Origin of the sequence: Brevibacillus sp. WF146 (assembly GCF_001673705.2) — a bacterium.
GTDB lineage: Bacteria > Bacillota > Bacilli > Brevibacillales > Brevibacillaceae > Brevibacillus > Brevibacillus thermoruber.
In genome coordinates, this window is record NZ_CP109943.1 from 562,190 (window position 1) to 586,699 (window position 24,510).

Annotated in this window: 18 protein-coding genes and 1 pseudogene; 15 read left to right on the forward strand and 4 right to left on the reverse strand. The window is 52.2% G+C overall.

Annotation, left to right across the window (positions count from 1 at the left end; translation table 11 throughout):
- Window positions 1-2 precede the first annotated feature (2 nt).
- The 8 genes from A6764_RS02855 to A6764_RS02890 all read left to right on the forward strand — a co-directional run bounded on the left by A6764_RS02855 (window position 3) and on the right by A6764_RS02890 (window position 10,073).
- A complete protein-coding gene (locus tag A6764_RS02855; RefSeq protein ID WP_065067424.1) occupies window positions 3-974 on the forward strand; it encodes a flagellar hook-basal body protein in 972 nt (323 codons plus the stop codon).
- A 17-nt stretch (window positions 975-991) separates the two neighbouring features.
- Complete coding sequence (locus tag A6764_RS02860) at window positions 992-1,813, forward strand: flagellar hook-basal body protein (protein ID WP_065067423.1); 822 nt, start codon at window positions 992-994, stop codon at window positions 1,811-1,813.
- Between the two features lie 28 nt (window positions 1,814-1,841).
- Window positions 1,842-2,090 (forward strand): DNA-directed RNA polymerase subunit beta, encoded by a 249-nt coding sequence (locus tag A6764_RS02865; protein ID WP_029100344.1) that lies wholly within the window; start codon window positions 1,842-1,844, stop codon window positions 2,088-2,090.
- Window positions 2,091-2,278: 188 nt separating this feature from the next.
- Window positions 2,279-2,797 (forward strand): CDP-alcohol phosphatidyltransferase family protein, encoded by a 519-nt coding sequence (locus tag A6764_RS02870; RefSeq protein ID WP_029100343.1) that lies wholly within the window; start codon window positions 2,279-2,281, stop codon window positions 2,795-2,797.
- A gap of 163 nt (window positions 2,798-2,960) precedes the next feature.
- A complete protein-coding gene (gene fabZ, locus A6764_RS02875) occupies window positions 2,961-3,416 on the forward strand; it encodes a 3-hydroxyacyl-ACP dehydratase FabZ (RefSeq protein ID WP_029100342.1) in 456 nt (151 codons plus the stop codon).
- Between the two features lie 90 nt (window positions 3,417-3,506).
- Window positions 3,507-4,256: a WecB/TagA/CpsF family glycosyltransferase gene (locus A6764_RS02880; protein ID WP_255309711.1), complete on the forward strand. Its 750-nt coding sequence runs from the start codon at window positions 3,507-3,509 to the stop codon at window positions 4,254-4,256.
- Window positions 4,257-4,272: 16 nt separating this feature from the next.
- Window positions 4,273-5,373, forward strand: coding sequence for a glycosyltransferase family 4 protein (locus A6764_RS02885; RefSeq protein WP_029100340.1), 1,101 nt, complete (start codon window positions 4,273-4,275; stop codon window positions 5,371-5,373).
- A gap of 161 nt (window positions 5,374-5,534) precedes the next feature.
- Complete coding sequence (locus A6764_RS02890; protein WP_319800798.1) at window positions 5,535-10,073, forward strand: S-layer homology domain-containing protein; 4,539 nt, start codon at window positions 5,535-5,537, stop codon at window positions 10,071-10,073.
- A 348-nt stretch (window positions 10,074-10,421) separates the two neighbouring features.
- Here the strand turns inward: A6764_RS02890 and A6764_RS22335 are convergent, their stop codons facing one another.
- Window positions 10,422-10,673 carry a hypothetical protein gene (locus A6764_RS22335; RefSeq protein ID WP_413541981.1) on the reverse strand — a complete coding sequence of 84 codons (252 nt, stop codon included), beginning with the start codon at window positions 10,671-10,673 and terminating at the stop codon, window positions 10,422-10,424.
- Between the two features lie 127 nt (window positions 10,674-10,800).
- Window positions 10,801-11,454, reverse strand: coding sequence for a YigZ family protein (locus A6764_RS02900; protein WP_065067419.1), 654 nt, complete (start codon window positions 11,452-11,454; stop codon window positions 10,801-10,803).
- A 280-nt stretch (window positions 11,455-11,734) separates the two neighbouring features.
- On the opposite strand from A6764_RS02900, the gene A6764_RS02905 reads away from it, so the two are divergent.
- The 3 genes from A6764_RS02905 to A6764_RS02915 all read left to right on the forward strand — a co-directional run bounded on the left by A6764_RS02905 (window position 11,735) and on the right by A6764_RS02915 (window position 19,027).
- Window positions 11,735-12,943 (forward strand): TolC family protein, encoded by a 1,209-nt coding sequence (locus A6764_RS02905; RefSeq protein WP_065067418.1) that lies wholly within the window; start codon window positions 11,735-11,737, stop codon window positions 12,941-12,943.
- Window positions 12,944-13,383: 440 nt separating this feature from the next.
- Window positions 13,384-16,554 carry an S-layer homology domain-containing protein gene (locus A6764_RS02910; RefSeq protein ID WP_065067417.1) on the forward strand — a complete coding sequence of 1,057 codons (3,171 nt, stop codon included), beginning with the start codon at window positions 13,384-13,386 and terminating at the stop codon, window positions 16,552-16,554.
- Window positions 16,555-16,753: 199 nt separating this feature from the next.
- On the forward strand, window positions 16,754-19,027 hold the full coding sequence (locus A6764_RS02915) for an Ig-like domain-containing domain (RefSeq protein WP_264622388.1): 2,274 nt from the start codon (window positions 16,754-16,756) through the stop codon (window positions 19,025-19,027).
- 139 nt (window positions 19,028-19,166) lie between these two features.
- Here A6764_RS02915 and A6764_RS02920 read toward each other — a convergent pair whose 3' ends face one another.
- Together A6764_RS02920 and A6764_RS02925 are read right to left on the reverse strand one after the other, a co-directional pair.
- Window positions 19,167-19,847: a helix-turn-helix domain-containing protein gene (locus A6764_RS02920; protein WP_065067414.1), complete on the reverse strand. Its 681-nt coding sequence runs from the start codon at window positions 19,845-19,847 to the stop codon at window positions 19,167-19,169.
- Window positions 19,848-19,865: 18 nt separating this feature from the next.
- On the reverse strand, window positions 19,866-20,588 hold the full coding sequence (locus A6764_RS02925) for a tyrosine-type recombinase/integrase (protein ID WP_065067413.1): 723 nt from the start codon (window positions 20,586-20,588) through the stop codon (window positions 19,866-19,868).
- 99 nt (window positions 20,589-20,687) lie between these two features.
- Between A6764_RS02925 and A6764_RS02930 the strand changes: the two genes are divergently transcribed.
- From A6764_RS02930 to A6764_RS02945, 4 genes and pseudogenes are all read left to right on the forward strand, one after another.
- Entirely contained in the window at window positions 20,688-21,131 is a 444-nt protein-coding gene (locus A6764_RS02930) for an IS21 family transposase (RefSeq protein WP_065067412.1), read from the forward strand.
- 16 nt (window positions 21,132-21,147) lie between these two features.
- Window positions 21,148-21,387, forward strand: a complete 240-nt coding sequence (locus A6764_RS02935; protein WP_319800810.1) for an ATP-binding protein — start codon at window positions 21,148-21,150, stop codon at window positions 21,385-21,387.
- Window positions 21,388-21,462: 75 nt separating this feature from the next.
- Window positions 21,463-21,567: pseudogene (locus A6764_RS02940) on the forward strand (transcriptional regulator); the annotation flags it as partial.
- 148 nt (window positions 21,568-21,715) lie between these two features.
- A complete protein-coding gene (locus A6764_RS02945; protein WP_176703308.1) occupies window positions 21,716-24,214 on the forward strand; it encodes a C1 family peptidase in 2,499 nt (832 codons plus the stop codon).
- The last annotated feature ends 296 nt before the right edge of the window (window positions 24,215-24,510 follow it).

Sequence of the window (24,510 nt, forward strand, 5' to 3'; positions counted from 1 at the left end):
GCGTGATCAGAGGCTTGTATACGGCTGCTGCGGGCATGCTGGCGATGCAGCAGCGTCAGGAAGTGCTGGCCAACAACCTGGCCAACATCAACACACCGGGCTACAAGCAGGACGTAGGCGTCATGCGCGCCTTTCCGGAACAGTTGATTGCGCGCATCCGCGATCAGGAAGGACCGGATATTCAAGGACTGCCCACCATGAGCGGACAGCCTGCCGTCATCGGCCGGCTGCACACCGGCGTCTACATGTCGGAGGCGCTGCCGGTCTTCCGCCAGGGCGACATCGCGGAGACGCGCAATCCGTACGATGTGGCGCTGCTGGACAACCTGCAGCCGGATCAGGACGGCAATGAGCGCCGGCTGTTTTTCAGCGTGGCCAGACTGGACAACCCCGGACAGGCTGCCCAGCCCGACCAGATCCGCTATACGCGCAACGGCAACTGGAGCGTCAATGCGGACGGCTACCTGGTGACGCCGGACGGCTACTACGTGCTGGACGACCAGAACCGGGCCATCCGGGTGAACGATCCGGCCGATCCGGCGAACAGCGCCGGCCAACAGTTGAAGATCGGTGACAACGGCGCCCTGTACCGTGCGGACGAGGCGGGCAATGCCTTTCCGCTGCCCGGCGGCAGTGAGCGGCTGGGCCTGAAAGTGGTGACCAATCCGCTGCAGCTCGTGCGGGAGGGCACCAACATCTACCGCTGGGAAGGCGGCGGACAGCCGGAGGATCTGGAGCAGGCCCTGCAGAATGACCGAACGGCGAGAGCGCAGGGCCAGTACACCGACCCGGCGGTGGAAGGGCGATTCGGCTTGAAGCAGGGCTGGCTGGAGCGAGCCAACGTGGACCCTGCCCAGACGATGACCGACATGATGACGGCGCTGCGGGCGTACGAAGCCAATCAGCGCGTGATTACCACGGTGGACGGCACGCTGGAAAAAGCGGCCAATGAAATCGGCCGGGTAAACGGGTAAGATAGGAGGTAGCGTGGATGCAGTCACTGAACATCTCGAGCGCGGCGCTGCGCAGCGTCCAGCAGGCATTGGACACGACCGCCAATAACCTGGCCAACATCGATACGGTCGGCTACAAGCGGCGTACGGCATCGTTTTCCGAACTGCTGTCCGATTCGCTGAACGAACAGCCGGCCGCGGACAGGCAGCAGCGCTCGACTCCGCCCGGGCTGCGCATCGGCAGCGGGGCGCGGATCGGCTTGACCAAACTGGACATGGCCCCGGGCAGCGCCAAGATCACCGATGTCCCCACGGATTTGATGATCGAGGGGGAAGGGTTTTTCCTGGTGAGCCGGCCTCTCTACGACAACAACGGGACGATGGTGGGGGAAGCGTACCGCTTTACGCGAAACGGAGCCTTTCAGGTGCGGTTCGACGACAAGCTGGGCTCGTATGTCCTGCATAATGCCGCAGGAGATTTGCTGACAGACGTGGACGGGACCCCCATCATGATCACGGGCCCCGTTCGCAATCTGCAGGTATCTCCCGAGGGAGTCGTCACCAACGACGGAACAACGGTGGGACAGATTGGCGTGTGGAAGGTACCCAACCCCGACCAGTTGACACAGGTAGGGGAAAATGAATACGATGCGGAGCTTGCGTCCGGAATGACGCCGTACTCCAAGTATGAACAATCTGCCGCCAAGATCCGTCAGGGAGCGCTGGAAGCCTCCAACGTCAATCTGCAGGAAGAGATGACACAATTGGTCAACGTCCAGCGGGCCTACCAGCTCAACGCCCGCGCGATCGCGATTGCCGATCAGATGATGGGAATCGCCAACTCCCTGCGCAGCCGCTAATCCACTCGGAATGTCGGAGGAGACGTCAATGGACCAAGGAAAGGGAAAACGTATCCCGCGTGACGGACAGGAGGCCCGGGAGAGAGAGCAGCTCCGGGGCGGTCAAGCGTGGCCGTTCCGACTGGCAAAAATCCTCTTGATCCCGTTTCTGATGTTTTTCTCGCTGGTCATCGGTCTGGTCATCGGATACAGCGTGTTGGGACACAAACCGGCTTCCGAAGTGTTTGATCTGAACACCTACAAGCATATGTACGATCTGATTTTTCAGGACACGTAACACAGACATCCGGCAGCAGAAGACGGCCCCATCCGATGGAGGTGAGGGGCCTCTTCTTTTTGTTCCGGGGCGGGAAAAGATGACGCTCCTTGCTTATTCTTCCAGCTCTTGTTGAGCCCGCTGTCCTAAGAGTATAATAATGAAGTGGCGAAAATAGGGAGTGACGATCTTCATACGGAGGGGTATCCGTGAATCTTCCCAATGCGCTTACCGTCTTTCGCATCGTTCTCATCCCTTTGTACCTATACGTCTTTTTTCAGCCGTTTCCGTACCATGTGGAGATCGCCCTGGGCATTCTCATCCTGGCGGGAATTACCGATATAGCGGACGGGTACATTGCGCGGAAGCACAAACTGGTGACCACGTTTGGCATCATGATGGACCCGCTGGCAGACAAGTTGATGATGATGGCAGTGATCGCCTCGTTGTTTCTGACAGAGCGGATCAGTCTTTGGGCCGCCCTGTTTTTCTTTGCGCGCGATGCGGGCATGATCATCGCCGCCGGCTTCTTCCATTTTCGCGGGAAAAAGACAGTGCCGGCCAACGCGTTTGGCAAGCTGACCACGGTCTTGTTTTACATCGCCTTTCCGTTGGTCATGTACCGGTACCAGTACGGCGAACTGATTCTCTGGAGCGTGATCGCGTTTTCCTTTGTGACCACGGCCATTTACCTGGTGAAGTTTCGGCTGCTGAACCGCGTGTTGTGATGCAAAGCGGATGGAAAAGAGCACTTCCGCCTCAGGGAGGAAGTGCCCCTTTATCTTAACCCCGGTCTGACGTCGGAGACGGGGGGTTGTCTTTATTCTCAGTTTGCGGTATGTTCTTCATGCACGGATGTAACGCATAAAGTATGGAAATGGAGCGGTGTTTATGGAATTGCGCACGCCTTTGGACGCGGTCGACATTCAAGCGATCATTCCCCATCGTTACCCGTTTTTGCTGGTGGACAAGATTGTCGAGCTGGAACTGGGCAAACGGGCCGTGGGGATCAAAAACGTAACGATCAACGAACCGTTTTTCCAAGGCCATTTTCCCGGCTACCCGGTCATGCCCGGCGTGCTGATCGTCGAGGCGCTGGCCCAGGTGGGAGGGGTGGCGATGTACATGGAAGAAAACAAGGGAAAGCTGGGACTGTTTGCCGGCATTGACGGCCTCCGGTTCAAGGAGCAGGTAAAGCCGGGCGACACGCTCGTCCTGGAAGTGGAGATGACGCGCGTGCGCGGCTCCATCAGCAAATGTCGCGGTATCGCGAGGGTAAACGACAAGATCGCGGTCGAGGGCGAGCTGATGTTTGCTCTGGTCGACGCGAAGCAGGCACATTCATGAATTTCTTGAATGTGCCTTTCTTTTCGGGTAGAATGGCTAATGTGCAACTTTTTTTAGACGCATAGCGTCTAGACAATGAAGGTGAAACTATTGACCAAACAGGTCGCAAACATATTGGGTGTGTCGTTTTCCACGCGCGGTTTTGACGAAACGGTCGCCGATCTTGTCGAACGGATCGCAAGCGGGCGTAAGACGCACGTCGTCACCGCCAATCCGGAGATCGTCATGCTGGCGCGGGAAAACCGTTCGCTGCGCGCCATCCTGGAACAAGCCTACGTTGTTCCCGACGGCATCGGGATCGTGTACGCGGCCAGGTGGACGAAGCAGCCGATCAGCGAGCGCGTCACGGGCGTCGATTTGCTCGAAGCGCTGATGGCGGCGGCGGACCGGCACCAGTGGAAAGTATATCTGTTGGGGGCGTCCCCGGAGGTGAATCGGCTCGCGGCGGAAAAGCTGGCGGGACGGTATCCGGGTGCGCGCATCGTCGGGTATCGGGACGGATATTTTCAACAAGGCGAAGAGCCGGCAATCGTGCGGGAGATTGCGGAAAATGCACCCCATCTGCTCTTTGTGGCGATGGGCTCTCCCAAGCAGGACGAGTGGATCGCCAGGTATCGCGATCAACTGCAAGCGTCCCTGATGATGGGAGTGGGCGGCAGCTTTGACGTCATTGCCGGGAAAGTAAAGCGGGCGCCAAAGCTGTGGCAGCGGCTGCATCTGGAGTGGCTGTACCGGCTGCTGGCCCAGCCGTCGCGCTGGAAGCGGCAGTTGGCCATTCCGCGCTTTGTCTGGACAGTCTTGAAGGAAAAAGGGGAAAACCGCTCCGAAAGGTACCCGTAGAGAGGAGAAACAGCCGATGTCAACGATGATTTTCGGGTTTCTGACTTCGCTGATCGTGGCTTTTGCGGCCACACCCTTTGTAAAAAAACTGGCAGAATCCATCGGCGCCGTAGATGCGCCCAACCAGCGCAAGGTGCATACGCGGATCATGCCGCGCATGGGCGGTCTGGCCATCTACGCGGGCTATCTCGTCTCGTTTTTCCTGTTTGTTCCGTATTCCAGTTTCAAGGAAATGCTGGGGATTTTCATCGGCGGGACGATCGTCATGACGGTGGGGATACTGGACGACAAACTGCAGCTTTCGCCCAAATGGAAGCTGCTCGGCCAACTGGCGGCGGCGGCCGTGGTCGTCGTTCCGTTTGGCCTGAAAATCGGTGTCGTCAATCTGCCGTACGAAGGCAGCATTGACTTTACCAGCGGCTGGCTGCTTTGGCTGGCGATCCCGATCACGATCTTCTGGATCGTCGGCGTCACCAACGCGGTCAACCTAATCGACGGTCTGGACGGGCTTTCCGCCGGCGTATCGGCGATTGCCACTGCCACCATGGCGGTCGTGGCGCTGGTGAACGGCCCCGGCTATGAAAACGTGGCCATCTACTGTTTCGTACTGCTGGGAGCCATCCTGGGATTTCTGTACTTCAACTTTCATCCGGCCCGCATCTTCATGGGGGACACCGGTTCGCTGTTTTTGGGCTTCAACCTGGCGGCGCTGTCCGTCATGGGCTTCAAAGAGGCGCTGTTCGTCTCGTTCATCATCCCGATTGTGGTGCTGGGCGTTCCGCTTTGGGATACGTTCTTTGCGATCGTTCGCCGGATCGTGAACAAAAAGCCGATTTCCAGCCCGGACAAAGGGCATCTGCACCACTGTCTCCTGAACATGGGCCTGTCGCATCGGGCCACGGTCCTGACCATCTATTCGGTCAGCATCTTCTTCGGCACGATGGCGATCGTGCTGACGAAAACGACCAAATGGACAACCATTATCGTGATGGCGGTGCTGCTGTTCGCGATGCACGTGGCCACCGAGGTGGTCGGTCTCGTCGGCCGCCGTCACCGCCCGCTGATCAACGCGGTCCGACGGTTGAAAATCAAGTATACGGAACGGCGAAGCCACTAGACAGGCAATCCCCTGCTGGATCACCAGCAGGGGATTTTTTCCGCTTTTTAACAAAATTCCTTAAGCCAAACCGATGTTTTTCCGATAAAAGAAATGACGAGAAAGGCGTCCCTTACTCTCTCGGGCAGGGGACAAAATCACGCAGAAAAACATGTGGAGAGGTGAAGACTTTGCAGAAGACGTATCAGCAATTTCGGCGTTGGCTCGCAGTATGTCTGACGATGCTGCTGCTGGTGACCGGTCTGGTTCCGGCGATGCCCGCGTCAGCCGCGGGAACCTGGACGATTGCCAACCCGTCGTCCATCGTGGTGGACAGCTCCGAGACAAATGCCTTCGGTACTTTTTCCAATCCGGTAGAAGTCAAAAACAGAACGATCAACGGAATCGTCCTGACCAATACGGCCGCCTCCGGCAACACGGTCGCCGTGGCAGTGGACGGCACGCAGGTCGTCTACAATCCTGCCCCCGCCTTTGTCGGACAGACCCTGACGCTTCCGCCGATCACTATTGATCGTAACGGCGCGGTCACCAAAGTGGAAGTATGGTTTGGCTCCGAAAAAGCCACCATGTACTACAAGCTGGTGAAACAGCAGACCGGGGCGACGCTGCAGATCGTGCCGCCGTCCGACCTGGTCCCGCCGGCCAATCCGTCCCAGCCGGGCAACGGGAACAGCGCCAGTGAAGCGCTCGTCACCAATTCCGGCAAGCTGACCAATCTCAAGATCAAATACACGGATCCCGGCAATCTGGACCCCAGCCCCGTGCTGGAAGTACAGCTGGATGGGAAACCGGTCCAGACCATTACGGCTCCGACAGCCAAAAACGACGGCTCCGAGATTCCCGTCGGCACCATCGATCTGAAAAACGGCATCAACGTCATCAAGGTGGTGTCGGTCAACACCGGCTATGAAAGCCTGCAGTATTACGATTATCGGCCGCAGAACAGCCCGATTGTCCTGATCGATTACCCGAACCAGGGGACAAGCGTCACCAATCCGGTGCTGCACGCGGAAAACAAAATTACGCTCCGCGGGATCTACGGAGCGGGTGTGACAGGCGCCAACCTGCGTCTGAAAATTACCACCAACAACGGACAAACCGTGGAAGATCTCAGCTCCACGTCGCCGACCCTGAGCGGCACCAACAACTTTACGTTCTGGGACGTTCCCCTGAAGCCGGGATTGAACGTCATCTCGTTCTATGAACGGGTGGGAAGCGTCACCAAGGAACACTATCAATTCTACGTGCAGTACAACAACACGCCGTATATCGACAGCATCAGCGTGAACGACACGCCGCTCACGTCGGCCACCACGCTGATTACCGTGGCGTCGACCAACCGTTTGACCCTGAATGTGGACGGTAAGGTGAAGAACGCCGAGAAGGTCGTCGTGAAAAACGTGACCACCGGCGACGAAGTGGAGGCGAGGGTCACGTCCGGCGCATTCGCCGCCAACCTGCCTTCGCAGTTGGGAGAAAACCGGCTGGAGTTTACCGTCTACAACGACAACAAAAAAGTGGGCGTCATCAGCCGGACGATCCATGTGGTGTCCCGTTCACAGGATACCGCCAACCAGTTCTACAACGTAACCATTCAAAAGCAGGGAACACCGCCGACACCTGTGACCAATCTGGTGCTGGGCCAGGTGGCTGCGCTGCCGGGAACGGGCACTCCGAACACCGACAAGTATCAAATCAGCGGTACGGCCCTGCTGCAATTTGAAGAGACCGACAAGCAAACGATCAAGCAGTTCAAGCTGGAGTACAAAAACGAAAAAACCGGGGGGACGTTCTCGGTTGACAACATTACGCCTGCTTCCCGAACGTACAAGGGTAGCGGCTTTACCGAGTACGCCATCACCGGCGCGATCGCGAGCGGCGGTGCGGACACCGGCATTCTGGAAGACGGCGTCACCTATCGGGTTACCCTGAGCTACGAGTACACCACCACCGATCCGACAACCGGCGTACAGACGGATTCCGGGTTCTATCAGGTGAACGGGTACGAGTACAGGTTTACCTATGTGGACGATACCAAACCGCGATTTGTCGAAGCGTACATCGACTCGACCAAGCTGTCCGAGTACACGGTCAACCCGCTGGGGAAAGCCACCTTTACGGTAGACCTGAAGACGGTGAACATGAGCGGTAATCAGACCGATTACACCGTAACGTACAACGGCAGCCCGATCAGCTATAATCTGGACGCGCTGAATGCTACGCAGTTCAAGTTTACCCTGTCCAACATGCCGGCGGGTACAGGGGATCTGGAGATCAGGTACACCAACGGCTCAACGGCGCTTTCCGTCACGTACAAACTGAACATCCAGATTGCGCCGTATCTCCAACTGACGTACATCGACGGTTCCGGACAGGTCCGCAGCTTTGAGAGCGGGTATCAGATCAAGAGTGACGACGACTTCGTTTCGCTGAGCGGGAAGGTGTACAACTACGACCTGACGTCCAGCAACATTGTAGTCAAGCTGAACGGAACACCGATTACCCCGACGTTGGGGACCAACAACAGCTTTACGATCAGCAAGGCATCCCTGCAGAACAACATCAAGTCCAAAGGCGAACACACGCTGGAAATCACGCTGACCACCGAGCCGTCCGTCAGCTTCACGTACAAGATCCTGTTCATCACGTCCAAAGCGCCGACGATTGAAGACGTCAAGCTGGAAATCAGTGAAAACGGCAAGGACAACGAACTGGTCAAACAACCGACGGATACGGCTTACAGGACGGGCGCCAAGTTCCTGAGCGAGTTTTCGTTTACGGTAAAGGACGCGGAGCATGTCTATATTGAGAAAAACGGCAAGCGCATAGCCGATTTCCGCTATGAAAACGGCGACTGGGAACAAAAGGAAGACAACCAGGACTACAACGACACGCTGAACCAGATTCCGTCCGGGCTTCGCCGTGATTTCCAGGAGTACAACTTCGACGCGGAAAGCAAGACGTCGTTCCGGGCCAAGATGCGCAGCAGCGACTACGGCGACCTGCTGGAACAAATTCAGGATGAGGTAACCAAAAGCGACGAGCAGGAGCAAAAACTGGCTCTCTTCCCGCTTACCCTGAAAAAGAACGGCACCACCACCTACACGATCGTGGCCGAGGACGGCAATGGCGCGGTGGTCCGATACGAGGTGAAAATTGACCAGACCACCAACAGTTGGGAGATTATCTCCCCGGTAAAAGCCAAGGAGAGCGATCCGTACATCGTCGTAAACGCCAACAGCGTGCCGATCAAGGTCTTTGCCGAAAATGCGACCAAGGTGATGTTCGGCAAAACGGAAGCGAAGGTAACCAACACCACGCAGCGGGATTTCGAGTACAATGAAGACCTTGGCAAACCGGTCCCGAAATCCTACTACGTGTTTACCGCTACCGTTCCGTTGAAAGCGGGCCTGAACAAGATCAAGTACACCGTCTTCGTAGGCAGCACGTCCTACAACGACGAGGTTCAGATTTTCAACGCCAACTCGTCCGTAAACGGTGCCGAGTACCGCGACGTGCTGGGCAAGAAAACGTCGTTCAGCGTCTTTGACAAGAAGCTGGAGCTGAAGTTCCCGACCGGCACCGTACTGGTTTCGCCGCCCAACAAGCTGGAGGGCGAAGAAGTCACCAATCCGACCAAGGACATCTTTGTCGATGTGGAGCTGTACTTCGGTATTGCCGACCGGACGACCGGCCAGGTGGCGATTCCGGACGATGACATGAAGTCCAAGCTGACGCTGAATGAAAACTTCAACTACGCCAGCCCGCTCTACTACATCGATGCCGGTGACAAAAACGCGCCGGGCGGACGCGATCCGTACTACAGCGACGGGGACGACATCGATACCTTCAAGGATCGCTACGAGGACAACCTGGTTCCGAGCAAGCCGGGTACATTGACGATCCAGTACGACCCGTCCATCGTTAATGCGGCCAACAACATCCTGACGGTGTACTATCACAATGGGGATGAATGGCAAAACCTTGGCGGGGTCGTCAATACGAGCAAGAAAACCATCACGGTGCCGTTTGCCGGATTTGGGTACTACATGGTCATGAAGACCAAAGAGTCGTTTGACGACGTGGTCAATCACGACTTTGCGCGTGACGCGATGGAGACGCTGTACGCCAAAGGGATCATGCCGAACTACAGTGCCATCTCGTTTGGGGCCAACCGCGACATCACGCGCGGCGAGTTTGCCACCATGCTGGTGAAGGCGCTCGACCTGCCAATCAATGACGGTCCGTACGTCGACAGCCGCACGCCATCCGCGCCGACGTTCAACGACGTGCGTCCGGTACGGGACACCTGGGACTACCAGTACAAATACATTGAAACGGCGGCCCGCGCCGGCATCGTCCGCGGCAAGGAACCGGGCTACTTCCGTCCGGACGATCCGCTGACCCGCGAAGAAGCGGCAATTATGATCGCCCGCGCGCTCAACCTGAAGTTGGGCACGCCGGATGCTGCGAAAGTGGCCCTGGCGAAAATGTTTACCGATGCCAAGGACGTGGGCTACTATGCGCAGCCTGCCGTACTGGCGGTGGCCAAAGCGAAGATTATGGCCGGCGAACCGAACGATCCGGCAGCCAAGAAGCCGACGTACCGCTTCCTGCCGAAGTCCAACCTGACCCGCGCCGAGATGGCGGTCATCACCATCCGCGTCATGGTCCAACTGAAAAAACTGCCGAAGCAGTAACAACGAAAGAAGCTGAAGAGGAGCTCCCTCTTCAGCTTCTGTTTTTGTCGTCCAGATACTTGTCCAGCCTCTCGCGCAGCAGGAACAACTGCTTCTCCTGCTCCCATACCTTCTTGTCCAGAAAGGTCACGGTTTCGTTGGTTTGTTTGAACGCCGCGTGGAGATCGTGGACGTCCGCCTGCACTTCTTCCAAGCGGGCGTTCGTATGACCGACCATCTGGATGAGAGAGGCCGTCATCTCCTCCACGCTGATCATGCGGCGCTCGTGTTTGTCCAAGCGCTCCTCGATCCGCTCAAACCGTTTGTCAACCTGTTCGAATCGCTTGTCAATCTGTTCGAACCGCTTGTCTACCTGCTCAAATCGCTTGTCAATCTGTTCAAAGCGTTCGTCAATCTGCTCAAACCGTTTGTCAATTTGTTCGAACCGTTCGTCAATCTGCTCAAACCGTTTGTCAATTTGTTCGAACCGCTCGTCAATCTGCTCAAACCGTTTGTCAATTTGTTCGAACCGCTCGTCAATCTGCTCAAACCGCCTGTCCACATCCTGAAACCGCTTGTCGATCGCCCGAAACCCCTGCTCCATCCGCTCGGCAACAGCATCCAGCTTGTCAAACAGCTCGTCCAGCGTTTTCCCCACCGCGCTCCCCGCCTTTACGAATTGTTGGTTTCTTGCTTCCCTCTCATCGTAGACAATGTCAGTGCGGCACACAAGCTTTTTTGATTCGGGTTAGTCGTCGCCGCCAACCGCCTCGACCGGCACTTCCACGTACTCGTTTTCCCCCAACACAATGTCGGCCTGTCCGTTGGTCAAATCGGTCATCCGTTCCACAAAGGCGTCCTGTTCCCCTTCCGGAATCAGCAGGTGAACCGTTACCTTGTCCGTGTAGTCGGTGGCGGTGACCCGGTGTTGGCCGAGGCGCAGTTCGTTTTCCACCTTGCCCCACCAGTGATAGTCGACGGTAACCGATACCTGCTGGTGCAGGGTGTGGACGACGATGCCCGCAGCCTTGAGCGCCGTGACGCAGCCGGCCGTGTAGGCGCGCACCAGGCCGCCCGCCCCCAGCTTGATCCCGCCGAAATAACGGGTGACCACGACCACGGTGTCCTTGACGCCGTTCTTTTTGATGCACTCCAGGATCGGCTTGCCGGCCGTGCCGCTCGGCTCTCCGTCGTCGCTGGAGCGCTGAATCTGGTCGTTTTCGCCGATGACAAAGGCGGAACAGTTGTGCGTCGCATCCCAGTGCTTCTTTTTAATCATGGCGATAAACGCGGCCGCCTCTTCTTCCGTTGTGACGCGTTGGGCATATCCGATAAACCGGGAACGCTCGATGACGATTTCGCCTTCGCCATACCCGGCAACTGTTTTGTACTGCCGCAGCATCTTACACATCACCTCAAGGGTTAGCATAGCACGTTCCCGCGCGCTTCGCGAATGGTGAAATTTTTTCGCCGCTCATTCGTACTAACACGGGACAGTTTTCATGTACTAACGGGAAGAGCGGAGGTGTATACATGGTAAAGTGTGCATTGTAAGGGGAAAAAACTGGATGCGGAAGATTCTTCGTGTACGAAACATTCAACTATGATATAGTGATCTTGGGACAAACTGAAAGATTCCGTACTGTCGGAACCGACAAAAAAGCGAAAAGGAGTGTAGAACCATGAACTTTCCATATTCGCCGAAGAAATGGCTGACCATCTCGCTGGCTGCGATTGTAGCTACGTCGATCGGCGCAGGGGCCATGGCCCAGTCTTCAAACGACGGGACAGCATCTCAGACGCCCAATCAGACACAGACACAAACCACTCCATCGAACCAGACCGATAAAGCCGACACAACCACTCAACCAACCGCGCAGGATGCCGCAGAGGAACTGACGCTGGAAAAAGCAGTGGAACAGGCGCTGAAGACGAATCCCAAGCTGCAGCAGGCCCGCCTGGATGAGAAAAACGCGAGCGTCAACGCCGAGCTTACATACGATACGGTGGCGGAGATCCCGTCCGAATTCGTCCGTTCGCTGGACGCCGCCAAGCAAAAATACGTGTCCAGCGCGCAGGCGAAAATGACGGAAAAGCTGAACAAGCTGGCGGTACAGACAACGGAGAACCAGATCAAGCTGGGCGCTCAACAATTGTATTACGCCCTGCTGCATGCACAAGCCGACCTGGAGTTGAAGAAACAAAGCCTGGAGCGCGCCCAGACCCAGCTCAAAGTGGCCAAAGCTCATTTTGACGTTGGCACCAAGGCGAAAACGGACATCCTGCAGGCGGAGATGGGCGTAGCTGGCGCACAGGCAGCGCTGGCGGCGGCGGAAAACAACGTGGAGATCGCCCGCATGAAGTTGAACGAATTCCTCGGGGTGGATTTGAACAAGAAATGGAAGCTGTCCAACGACAACAAACAGGTGGCCGCCCCGTCGATGACACTGCAGCAGGCACAGGAGAAGGCGCTGCAGCAGCGTATCGAAATCACGCAAAAGCAGGAAGAATTACATCTGGCCGAACTGAATGTAAAGCTGATCGAGGAGTATTCCGCGCTGTCCACTTACCCGGGCAAGATCGCCCGCAACAACGTGGAAAAGGCAAAACTGGCGATCGAGGAACAGAAGCGCACCATCTCCCGAGAAGTGGCGGAAGCCTACTACAGCCTGAATGCGGCGAAGCTGGGCATCGAATTCAAGAAAAAGGCGAAGGAAGCGGCGGCGGAGAGCTATCGCCTGACCAGCCTGCGCTATGAAAACGGTCTGGCGACCACGCTGGAAGTCATTCAGGCCGAAGAAGCACTCGCCGATCAGGAAAACCAGTACGAACAGGCCGTGCGCGACTACAACCTGGCTGTCGTGAACTTCGAGACAGCTACAGGAAAGTAAGTGTAAAGTTGTAAACTCCTCAGACAAATTGGAAAAAGATTCATGGGTGACAGTCCGACCGACCTGCCCTATAATACGAGTTGTGGCGGGTGTCACCACATACATAACCAGTGAGGAAAACGGCCACAAAAATTTTTAAAAACTTTTTCGGAGGCACCGCAACTTTTTCAGATCTGAGGCGTTTAATAGGATGTCACACGAAAAACGGGGAATTGTGTAAAAAAGATTCACGAATTCTAGCAACTGTGTTACACTAGGGATTGCCGCATTTACACAATACTGAATATACTAGAGATTTATTCGGGCAAAAAAGTCAATGCAGTCCTGCGAAAGGAGGTGACACGCGCTTGCAGGATTCGGGCTTTAAAAAGAAAGATAGATCGAAAACAAATATTCCCCAAGAACAAATTGTTTATTCCAGAGGAGGAGAACCCAAGGTTATGAAAAAGGTTGTTAACAGCGTACTGGCAAGTGCACTCGCACTTACTGTAGCACCGATGGCATTCGCTGCCGAGGATACAAACAACACCGAAGCTCCTAAAATGGACGCGGATCTTCAGAAAGTAGTAGGACGCCTGGCAGCACTGAACCTGGTTGCTGGTTACGGCAACGGTGATTTCGGTGTAGACCGTACCATCAACCGCGCTGAGTTCGCTACCCTGATGGTTCGTCTGAAAAACATGACGGAAGGTGCAAAACTGGCTCAATTCCAGTCCAACTTCACCGACGTGAAACCGAGCGACTGGTTTGCAGGCTTCGTTAACGTAGCATCCGGTCAAGAAATCGTAAAAGGTTACCCGGACAAGACCTTCCGTCCTGCTAACAACGTTACTTACGCGGAAGCCGTAACCATGATCGTTCGCGTTCTGGGTTACGAGCCGGCTGTTAAAGGCGTATGGCCGAACAACATGATCGCAGAAGCTGCCAAGCTGAACATTGCGAAAAACATCTCCGCTCCGAACAACGCGGCTACTCGCGGCGACATCTTCAAAATGATGGACAACGCGCTCCGCGTGAAACTGATGGAGCAAGTTGAGTTCGGTACCGACATCCGCTTTGAAGTGAAAGACGATACGCTGCTGACCAAGTACCTGGACGTTGACGTATACGACATGGAGTGGGCTCGCGACAGCAAAGGCGACCTGCCGATCGTATCCAACGTACCGGTAATCGGTCTGGGTTCGCTGAAAGCCAACGAAATCACCCTGAGCGGCAAAGACGCCGGCATGGGCACCAAAGGCACCACGTTCAAAGTGGCTGACGGCATCAACCCGAACGAGTTCGCTGGTCAACACGTACAAGTGTGGATCAAGGACGACAAGGAAAACACCGTTGTGTGGATGGAAGGTTCCGAGGACGAAGAAGTGGTTATGGACCGTCTGGGTACCTTCTACCTGAACGACAAGTCCAAGTTCAATGTGGATGACATCAGCAAATCCTCCGATCTGAGCGATCTGGAAATCGAACTGGACGGCAGCGGCAAAACCTATCGTTTCACCGAAGATACCAAAGTTACCTTCAACTTCCAACCGTATGACAGCAACGTAAAAGGTATCAAGGAAATCATCAAGGCGAACAACGGTTACACCTTCTCCGCCAAAGTCGTTCTGGATAAAGACAACAAAATCAGCTACATCCACGTAATCGACGACCAAACGCTGAACCAAACCAAAGAAGGTTACAAATACGGTTCCGAAGTCATCAAGAAAATCGACGCCGAGAAGAAGCGCATCGAGAATCTGGATGGCGGCAACTTCACCGCGCTGAAAGACCTGGAAGAGGGCGTAGACTTCCTGGTATTCCGCGACAACAAGCCGGCGAAACTGGCCGACCTGAAAGAAATGGACGTGTACAGCGTCTACTACGCAAACGGCAACAAGAAGAAGCTGCTGGTATTCGCAAACAGCACGCAAGTTGAAGGGAAAGTGGAACGCGTAATCGTTCGCAACGACGGCGACAACCGTCTGGAAATCGACGGCAAGTCCTATCGTTTCCGTCCGGGCTCCACTTACTCCGACAACGCGAACAAAGATGTGAAAGAACTGAACTCCAGCAACTGGGATCTGGTTCGCGACCTGAAAGGCGAAGAAGTAAAACTGTACCTGGATGCATCCGGCCGTATCCGCCACATCGAAACCAAGGACAGCGTGGACGATCGCCGCTTCAAAGCGATCCTGACCCGCAAAGCCGAGTACGATAAAGGCAAATACGAATTCGGCATCATCACCGAAAAAGGTAAAGAGCTGGATATCGCAATCAAACCGGAAGACGTGTACCGTGCAGACGGCAAAACGTACGAAAACAATCCGGATGACATCGAAAAAGACTTTATCCCGGACAAACAAGACATCCTGCTGCTGGAAGTAACGCTGGATTCCAAAGGCGATGCAGAGAAAGTCAAGGTTCTCCCGACCAAGCTGAAACACCTGCAAGACAAAGCTTGGAATGACGCTGCCGACGAAGATGATGAAACCATCAAGGATAAAGACGGTCTCTACACCGTTACTTCCGACACGGCCATCTTCGACATGACCGGCGAAATCACGGGCAAACGTTACGAGCTGAAAAATCCGGGCATTGCGAAGTTTGCCGACATCGCTGACAAAAACGGCCTGGATGTATACTATGCCGTAGATGAAGAGGAAGAAGAAGTAGACGCAATCTTCGTTGTAGCTGGTAAAGGCCTGGGCAGCAAAACGCTCTACGGTCTGGTTACCCAACTGGGCGGCCGCAGCGACAACGACGAAATCGAGGTTATTACCAAAGACGGCGACACCGGTAAGGTAACGACCAAAACCTTCAAACTGGACGACGATCTTGAAGATCTGCTGGACAAAAACATCAACCGCGGCGACTTCATCGCGTTCAGCCTGAACTCCAGCGAAGAAGTCATCGTGAAGGATGTTATCGAAGTAGTTGACGGTGCTCAAGACATCGATGTCGCAGACTTCTTTGGCGACGGCAAATACGTACCGGCAACTGAGGATGAGCTGGAAGAAGCATCTCTGCATGCTCTGACGGTTGCTCGCGTTGACAAGAAAGATGGCAGCAACAAGTTCTACTTCGAGTACAAAGATCAAGATGGTAAAACGCAAAAAGCTACCTTCACCCTGAACTCCAAAACTGCTTTCATCAACGCATATGACATGGAAGAAGGCGACGGCATCGACGAAGGCGACTACGTAATCCTCGTAGAAACCGACGACGATGGTAACGTATGGGATTACGTCATCAAAGTTTCTTCCGTAGATGATGCGAAGAGAGACTACGATGATGACGAGGTAGAAGAATACACCACGAACTTCTTCAAGCAGTTCGCTTCCGGTAAAGTTGTTCCTGATGATCCGATCGTCGACCTGATTGACGAAGATTCCGTAGACGTGGTTGTAACTCCGAAACTCGGCGGTATGCTGGCTGAGTACAAAGTGACCGGTAAAGCCGCAGCAGGCGCAACTGTGAAGGTGACGATCGGCACTCGTTCCGGCCAAGCTACAGCAAATAGCAATGGTGACTTCGAAGTAACCATCCTGGGCAAAGCTGGTGAGACTGAAGCAGTCATCGAAGCATCCAAAGACGGTAAATCCGAAGGTCCTCACACCATTGAAATTTAATTCGGATCCGCTTCCGTAGTTACGGTTGATGGCATGGAATGGCATGGGGCAGAGGGATTCCCCTCTGCTCCCCATGCAATGCTTGTCGATCGTACATTGATGTTCAGATAAGGAGAAACACACGCAACAGGATTACCAGCGTAGCGTGTTTCTCAATATATAAGACAAAAATTCCTATCAAAATCTGGAGGGGTAGTACGTGAATAAAAAGCTGGTGCTTTCTGTACTCTCGACAGCAGTAGTAGCTAGCATGGCCGCTTCCGCTATGGCTAAGCCGAACGCTGGTTTTTACGTTGGCGGCAATGTAGATAAATACTATTCCATCGATGCTTTCATCAATCACCTGGATACGGCTCTGGATGAAATCCTCGACAATCTCGACAGCACTACCTTTGTTGACGAGAATGGTAAAGCTGCTCCGTTCCTGAGCGCTCTGAACGCACAAACGGAAGAGGAGCTGAACGCTGTTACGGAATCGGCTCGTCTGGATCACTTTGAAAAGAATCCTTACACCATCGTAGATGGTACAGGTTCCTACAATCCTGAAGAGGATGAAGACCTGCTGCCGCCGGTAGACGGTGGTGAACTGAAAGTTGAGAGCGTAAGTGCTATTAACGGTGCAGAGCTCCAAATTAAATTCGGAGTTCCTGTTGTAAAAGCTGATGTTGTGGATTCTACTACTGGTGCTTTGAAAGGCGTAACTATTAGTCCAGTAGGTACGGCAGCCCCTGTTTCTAACCTGACAGCGGAACTTTCTAAAGATGGTAAAATTCTGACGGTTAAAGCTGATGTAGCTAATAATCAATTCTTCAAAGGCGTCTACAATGTTTTCATTGACAACAGCGCAACATCCGCAATTCGTACTGAAGCTGATTACAGCAAAAAGATCGAGAAGTACGAACAAAATATCACTGTAACTGACACTACTAAGCCTACAATTGCTGAAGCAACATATGTTCCTGCAGCAGGTGGAAAATATGATGTTACAGTTAAATTCAGTGAGCCTTTGAATACCGTCGGAACTGTATCTGTAAACGGTAAAGCTTTAAATCCGCAACCTTCGTTCACAAAAGGTAGTAAAGAAGTGAAACTGGCAGGCTTGGATGCAGCTGCACAATATGAAATTGCAATTACTGGTGCAAAAGATGCCGCTGGTAACTACATCAATCCTAACCCAGCGACAACAATTGTTAAAGTTGCTGAAGACACTGTTAAACCGGTAGCAACTTTGACTGCTGAAGGAGTTAAAGTAACAGTTAAGTTCAGTGAAGTGGTTGATCTGACAGGTGTTGCTGTTAAAGTAAATGGCAATACAGCAACCAATACTCTGCAACCAGTTGATGGAGATGACACGGCTTATACTCTTGACCTGACACCAGAATTGGGGAGCAGCTCCTTCCTGAACGCAACTGTCGAAATCTCTGGGTATAAAGACCTGGCAGGTAACACAGGGGACAAAGTTTCCAAAACGTTTACTATTAGCGCTGACAAAACTGCCCCGAAATTACTGAATGCTAGCTTGAACCAAGCAAACAAAGATACTTTTGTCTTGAAGTTTGATGAAGTAGTAGATCATGATACTTTGAATAAAGTAAAAGTTAGATATACCGGAAAAGACGGCGTTCCAGTTCTGTTCAATGATGTTGCTGTCGCAACTACAGTGGGTTATGATGTAAACCAAAATGGTACTCCTGACGCAGGAGAAGATCATTACCTTGAACTTAAAGTAACACAAGCTGAACTTCTGGAAAACAGTGCTCTTAAAGCTGGAACGTACCAAGTAACCATTCCGGCTGATAAAGTAAAAGATGCTTTCAATAACAAAGCAGGAGAAGTTACGTTTACCGTAACAGTAGGATCTGGTAGTGACGCAGGTGCTACACTTGAAGTTGTTACAGCAACAGAAACTACCGTTCCTGGTCAATTTACACTGACTTTCTCCGATGATGTAGATGCTGCGGCTCTTACAGCTGCAAACTACAAACTTGATGGAGTTACTCTCCCGTCTACAACAGCAATTGATTTTAACGGTAAACGTGATGAAGTAATTATCACCCTGCCGGCTAACTATGTGAAAGTTTCTGGTGAGCGTGAGCTGGAAGTTGTAAATGTGAAGGATGTAGATGGTAACACCTTTGCTAAAGATAAAAACAAAACTACCGTTGAATTGACAGAAAATGTTCTGCCGGTAGCAAAAGAAATTAAGGTTGTAGATGATAAGACTATTCAAGTTGTATTCTCCGAAGATCTCGATGCTGCTACTCCAACAAAAGGTGTGAAAGTTCGAGTAGGCGGAGCAGAAGTACAACTTGCTACAACTGGTGCTTTCAGCGTAAATGGTGATACGTTGACAATTACCGCAGCTAATGCTGACACCTTTGCCATCACTTCTTCTATTGAAGTAGAGTTCAAAGGTTCCGATCTTGCTGATACCAACGGTAACGTTGTGGCAGATGGGAAAATTTCTAAGTAATAATAAAATGCTCCCCTTTTGGGGGAGCTTTTGTTTGCATTATTATTTATAAATGCATTGTAAGTTGTGAGGGTCTATCTTTTTTAATATTAAGGATAGACTCTTCTTTTTTTATAAGCGAAAGTGCTCATACTCACTCTTATCCCCCATACCTCTCCAAAAATTCCTCCACTGCCTTATTGACCACATCCTTTACCGTGTAACCTGTACTGTTTACGAACCCCGTCAACCGTTCCGACAGCTGCGCCTGTATCTGCACGGTCTTTGTCACTGCCGGTCCCCTGTACCGTTTCATATGCAACGGCTGCGGCCGATCCGTGACCATGTTCAATAGCTTGTCTTTGTTTTGCAGGATCTCCTGCAAACCTTGCAGTAATTCCGGCGGTAATATGGGGTTCGGTGCTGCAGCTAATATTTGCCCCGTCTGATTTGGGAACGCGACGACGTTGTTTTCGTCATTTTCTTGCAAAGGATTGCTGGTTTCTGTAAAGACATTGCCATCTTCAAATGGCTGTTCATTGCTCGCCTGCAAATTATTGCTTGCCGGCAAAGTCTGGCTATCTATTACACTTTTTTGCAAATTGCTTGTAGAAGGGTTAAAAAGTAAGGTGGATTCGTCCACATTCTCGGATGGTTCGCGCTTCGCCAAAGGATCAGGGACGTAGTTTTTGATCGTCCAATCCCAGCGGTAGCCATGCCGGCGCATGTAGCCGCTGACACCACCTTTTCCTTTGTATCCGAGCAAATCGGCGATTTCTTCTGCCGAATGGCCTTCCCGAAACAGTTCGATGATCACTTCCACGCGTTCATTGGTCTCCATAGCTGTTCCCTCCTCATCCTACGATAATTTCTCCAATGCTTCCCGGAGATGTTCCGGGGTGGTGTGGGTGTAGATCGAGGTCGCCCGCGGCGAAGCATGGCCGAGCAGTTTCCCGATCCGCAGCAAATCCACGCCATGATCTTTGTAAAGAGACGTCGCAAAGGAATGTCGAAGAACGTGCGGCGTAACGTTCTTGGTAATCCCGGCTTCTTCGGCGATCTTATGAATCGTCAGGCGAATATAGCCGGGAGTCATTTTTGTCCCCATTTTCTTGGTGACAAAGAAATAGGGAGAGCTGACCTTGGGCCGTACATTCTCCAGGTAGTCTCGAAGAATCGGCGCCAGCTCAGGATGCAGCGGTATGATCCTGTATTTGTCTCCCTTTCCATGCCACACAGTAATCGACGCTTCCTCAAAGTTGACATCCTCAATCTTGAGGTTGGTCAGTTCGGAAATGCGCAGGCCGGTATATCGAAGCGTTTGGATGATGGTGTAGATTCGTTTTCCTTTGTCTTTGTCTTGATTAATGACGGACAAGAGCCGTTCGATTTCTTCTTTGGTTAGGTATTTGGGAATGCTCTCCGGCTTCTTGGGAGCCTGGAGTCGGTTGCTCGGGTTTTTCTGAATGTACTCCTCCCGTTCGAGGAACCGGAAGAAGGAGCGAAATGTTGCGATCATCCGAATGATGCTGTTGGTTTTGTAGTTTTTTTCTTCGGACAAGTAGCGAAGAAACGTACGCAAATGATGCGTCTGTGAAGATCAACGATAAAATCCCCAATAGAATCGGTTGAAAATTCCCTACTTTCATCGCAAACTCTCTCCTTGGAGGAGAGAGAAATCATGGTAAAGAATGGGGACTTTTACATGATTCATGAGATGAGAAAACGTGGTATGAGTATTACTCGGATCGCGCAGGAAATGGGGAGGGATCGAAAAACGATTCGTAAGTGGCTGAGCAAGAAGGAACCTGAACCCTATCAGCGAAAGGTCATCCGTCCCAGCAAGTTGGATCCGTTCAAGGACTACGTTCGCCTTCGAATGGAGGAAGGTTGCCTGAATGCCAGAGTGATTCTGGAAGAAATCAAGACAAAAGGGTATTCTGGCGGGATTACCACTCTGCGAGTCTTCATGAAACCGTTCCGGCCTACCGTCATCAACAAAACCACCGTTCGGTTTGAAACAGATCCCGGATACCAAGCCCAAGTCGATTGGGGACGGTTTACGGTGGATTGGCACGGTAAACCAAAACGGCTCTACCAAGCCGCGTCTCTTGATCATCGATGAGATCGGCTATCACAAGATGGACGAACCGGCAGCCCATTTCTTCTTCCAAATGATTTCCGAGCGATACGAGACCGGTTCCATCATCCTGACTTCCAACAAGTCGTATGGTTCATGGGGAGAGATCTTCGGGGAATCTGTTCTGGCTACAGCCATCCTGGATCGTTTACTGCATCATTCCACCACAATCAATATCAAGGGAGAAAGTACAGCATCGAGGAAAAGAAAAAGGCGGGGTTCTTCGACCAGAAGGGCATGAAGACACGAAGGAGTAGTTCATGTTTCCGCCCCCTAAGGGGTGTATAAATATTCTCTTACTGGGGAATTTTCGATTGATCTTGGTATGTCACAGTCAACTTACTATAGGATCAGAGGAAGAGCATTTTACAAGCTGGCGTTTGCTTTGAAGTTAGAGGTCTATAAATTGATACAGATTTGATAGGAAATTGATAGTATAATGAGAAACGTTTGTTCCTATCTGGTGTTAAAATTATACCATGGGTTAATAAAGGAACCACTCGCAATACGAGTGGTTTTTTTGTTTGCTCAAAAATACTTCCACAAAAGTAAAAGAAGGAGAGATGTTTATGAAAAAGCCGTTCGATCCGAAAGACTTTTCAACCTACGGGTTGGGAGTAAAGGAGGGGAAAGACCCGAAGGAAGATAAAGTTCCCAAGTATCACGGCGGGAAGAAGTATACTCCAGATGGGAAACTGCTTGATAGTGGTGTTTCTGTCATGGCCCTTCCGACTTCGGTGGACTTGCGACCCAACTTTGGGCCAATTCGTAACCAAGGAGCGTTTGGAACTTGCGTAGCCTTTGCTACTGCAGCACTTCGTGAGTATTATGAAAGCAAGTACGGAAACGCTGGCTCTAATCCGACACAGCTTTCTCCGTTGTACATCTACTATCCGAATTACCCAGATGAAGGAATGTATGTAGGTGACGGACTTGATAACATCAAAAATCGTGGTGTTTGTCCAGAAACAGAGCGTCCGTATCACAATCACCGTGATTACGAGTCGCAGTTCTATGAACCGCTGACTACAGATCAACAAAATGCTGCAGCTGGCTGGGATATTGCAAACCGCGTTTCGATTAGCAGTAGCGGAAGCACGCTTATCGATGACATCAAGACTCGTATTGCTGCAGGCGATCCTGTCATTCTCAGCATCTACATTTACTCTAACTTTGACAATCCTGGTCCCGGCGGTGTGATCGGCCCAGTTCCCCAAGGCGAATCTTCGCGTGGTGGACATGCTGTAGTTGCAGTCGGTTACGACGATGTCAATCAATGGTTCATCGTTCGTAACTCTTGGGGCACTAGCTGGGGTGATAATGGGTATGGATATATTCCCTATAATGTGTATCTCAGCATGAGGCATAGCAACCCCTGTTATGCCGACATAACTGGATACACCAATCATCCACCTCAGAATGTTCGACTCAACCTTTCTTCTATTGGATCGAACAGCGTAACACTGTCTGTATCGGCAATCGGAGCGTCCAACTATGATCTCTATCGCGACGGTGTTTTCGTAAAGAACTTCACCGGCACCACGGTTGTAGACAATTGTCCAGTAGGCCCGCATAACTGGTTCGTTCGTGCGAAAAACGCTTATGGGGCTACCCGAAGCAATTCCATCGGCGCACATGTTGGTGGCGGCTCTGGAATGGGTACGTCGTTTGCAGATGCACTTTCCATCCCGAACGCTTCGACACTTTTCAATGAGATTGCTGTTGCGAACCAGTCGGTCTATTTCAAATTCATTGCTCCGGCAACTGATACTTACACCTTTGAAACCGACAGCGATATGGACTTGAAGATGGACTTGTACAGTAACGCTCAGTCGCTTATTAAAACGGATGACGACACTGGTATGGGTAACAACCCGCAGATTCAAGCACAACTTACCGTAGGACAGACTTACTACCTTTGGGTGTATCCATTCAACAGTTTCTATACTGGCTGGTTCAGCTTGAAAGCATACGGTGCTACCCCTGTTACCATCACGGAAGACTTTGAAGACGGTACGTTCAACATCCCGTTCACTGGTGACTGGATTCGCACCACGGCATCGAAGTACGCTGGTTCTTACGCCTACACCAACAAAGACATTTCGCACAGCCAAGTGTCGCAAACATCGTTTAAAGTGACAGCTCCATCTGGTGGAACGTTGTCCTTCTACTACAGTACATCTTCCGAGAAGAACTACGACTTCTTGAAGGTGCTGGCTGGTACAACGGAAATTCTGAGTGCTTCCGGCACGACAGGTTGGACGCAATTCACCTACAACCTGCCGAAAGGTACCACAGAGATTACCTTCAAGTACCAAAAAGACGGTAGTGTCGATTCTGGTGCGGATTCCGTTTACATCGACAACGTAGCTGTAAGCGGTAGTGGTGTGACGGTTAGTCCCGGTTCTAGCGGTGGATCTGCTCCAGGGGCTTGCTCTCTGTCTGTCGGAAGCCCGACCAACAACAGCCTGACGCTCAATTACTCTGCTTCAGGTGCAACCAGCTACGACATCTATCGCAACGGTCAATTGATCGTAAGTGGACGTACTTCGACTAGCTACACGGATACCGGGCTGTTGCCGGGTACGACCTACAGCTACTTTGTTGTGGCACGTAACAGCTATGATTCCAGCACAAGTCCGACGGTGCAAGGAACGACAACGGGCGGCGGGGTAACTCCGATAACTATCCTAGAAGACTTCTCCGATCAAAACTACAACTTCAATTTCACGGGGACATTCACATACGATTCGACGAATAAGTGCATCTACATCTACGCCTACAACAAAACGGTGCAGATGGAATTCACGGTGGATGTGCCTGTTGGGGCTACTGTACGCCAACTGAACTATGATTACAAGGGCGACATTATTATGGGCGGTAGTCCGCAGCTTGAGGTGTATGTGAATGGAGTGCTGAAAGCTACGCACACAGAAACCGATGAAGTGTGGAGAAGTGCAAGTACGATCACACTTGGCACGGGGCAGCAGACTATCACGTTTAAAGTTGTGACACCGACAGCGGCATACATGGCGTACCTTGACAACATCAAGGTAAACTGGGCGTAATTGAAAAATTGAGTTTCGATCTCCGCTACAGCGAAGATATACCGAATTACAGACAATCCTTGCTTTGTCAGCAAAGTATCCGCGTTCGTTCATTGATTATTAGGTATCTTCAGAAAGTGGATACCTTCTTTGAAGCGCAGGGTCAACGGTGTTAGCTAGTTCAGACAAACTCCCTCGTTGCCATTGGCAGTAGAGGGAGTTTGTCCAAATTGAATTCGAATGTGGAGCAGAATGAAGGATGTTGTGCCTCACCTTTGTCTAACTTCCAAAGCCAATTTCCAGTTCAAATTTTAGTT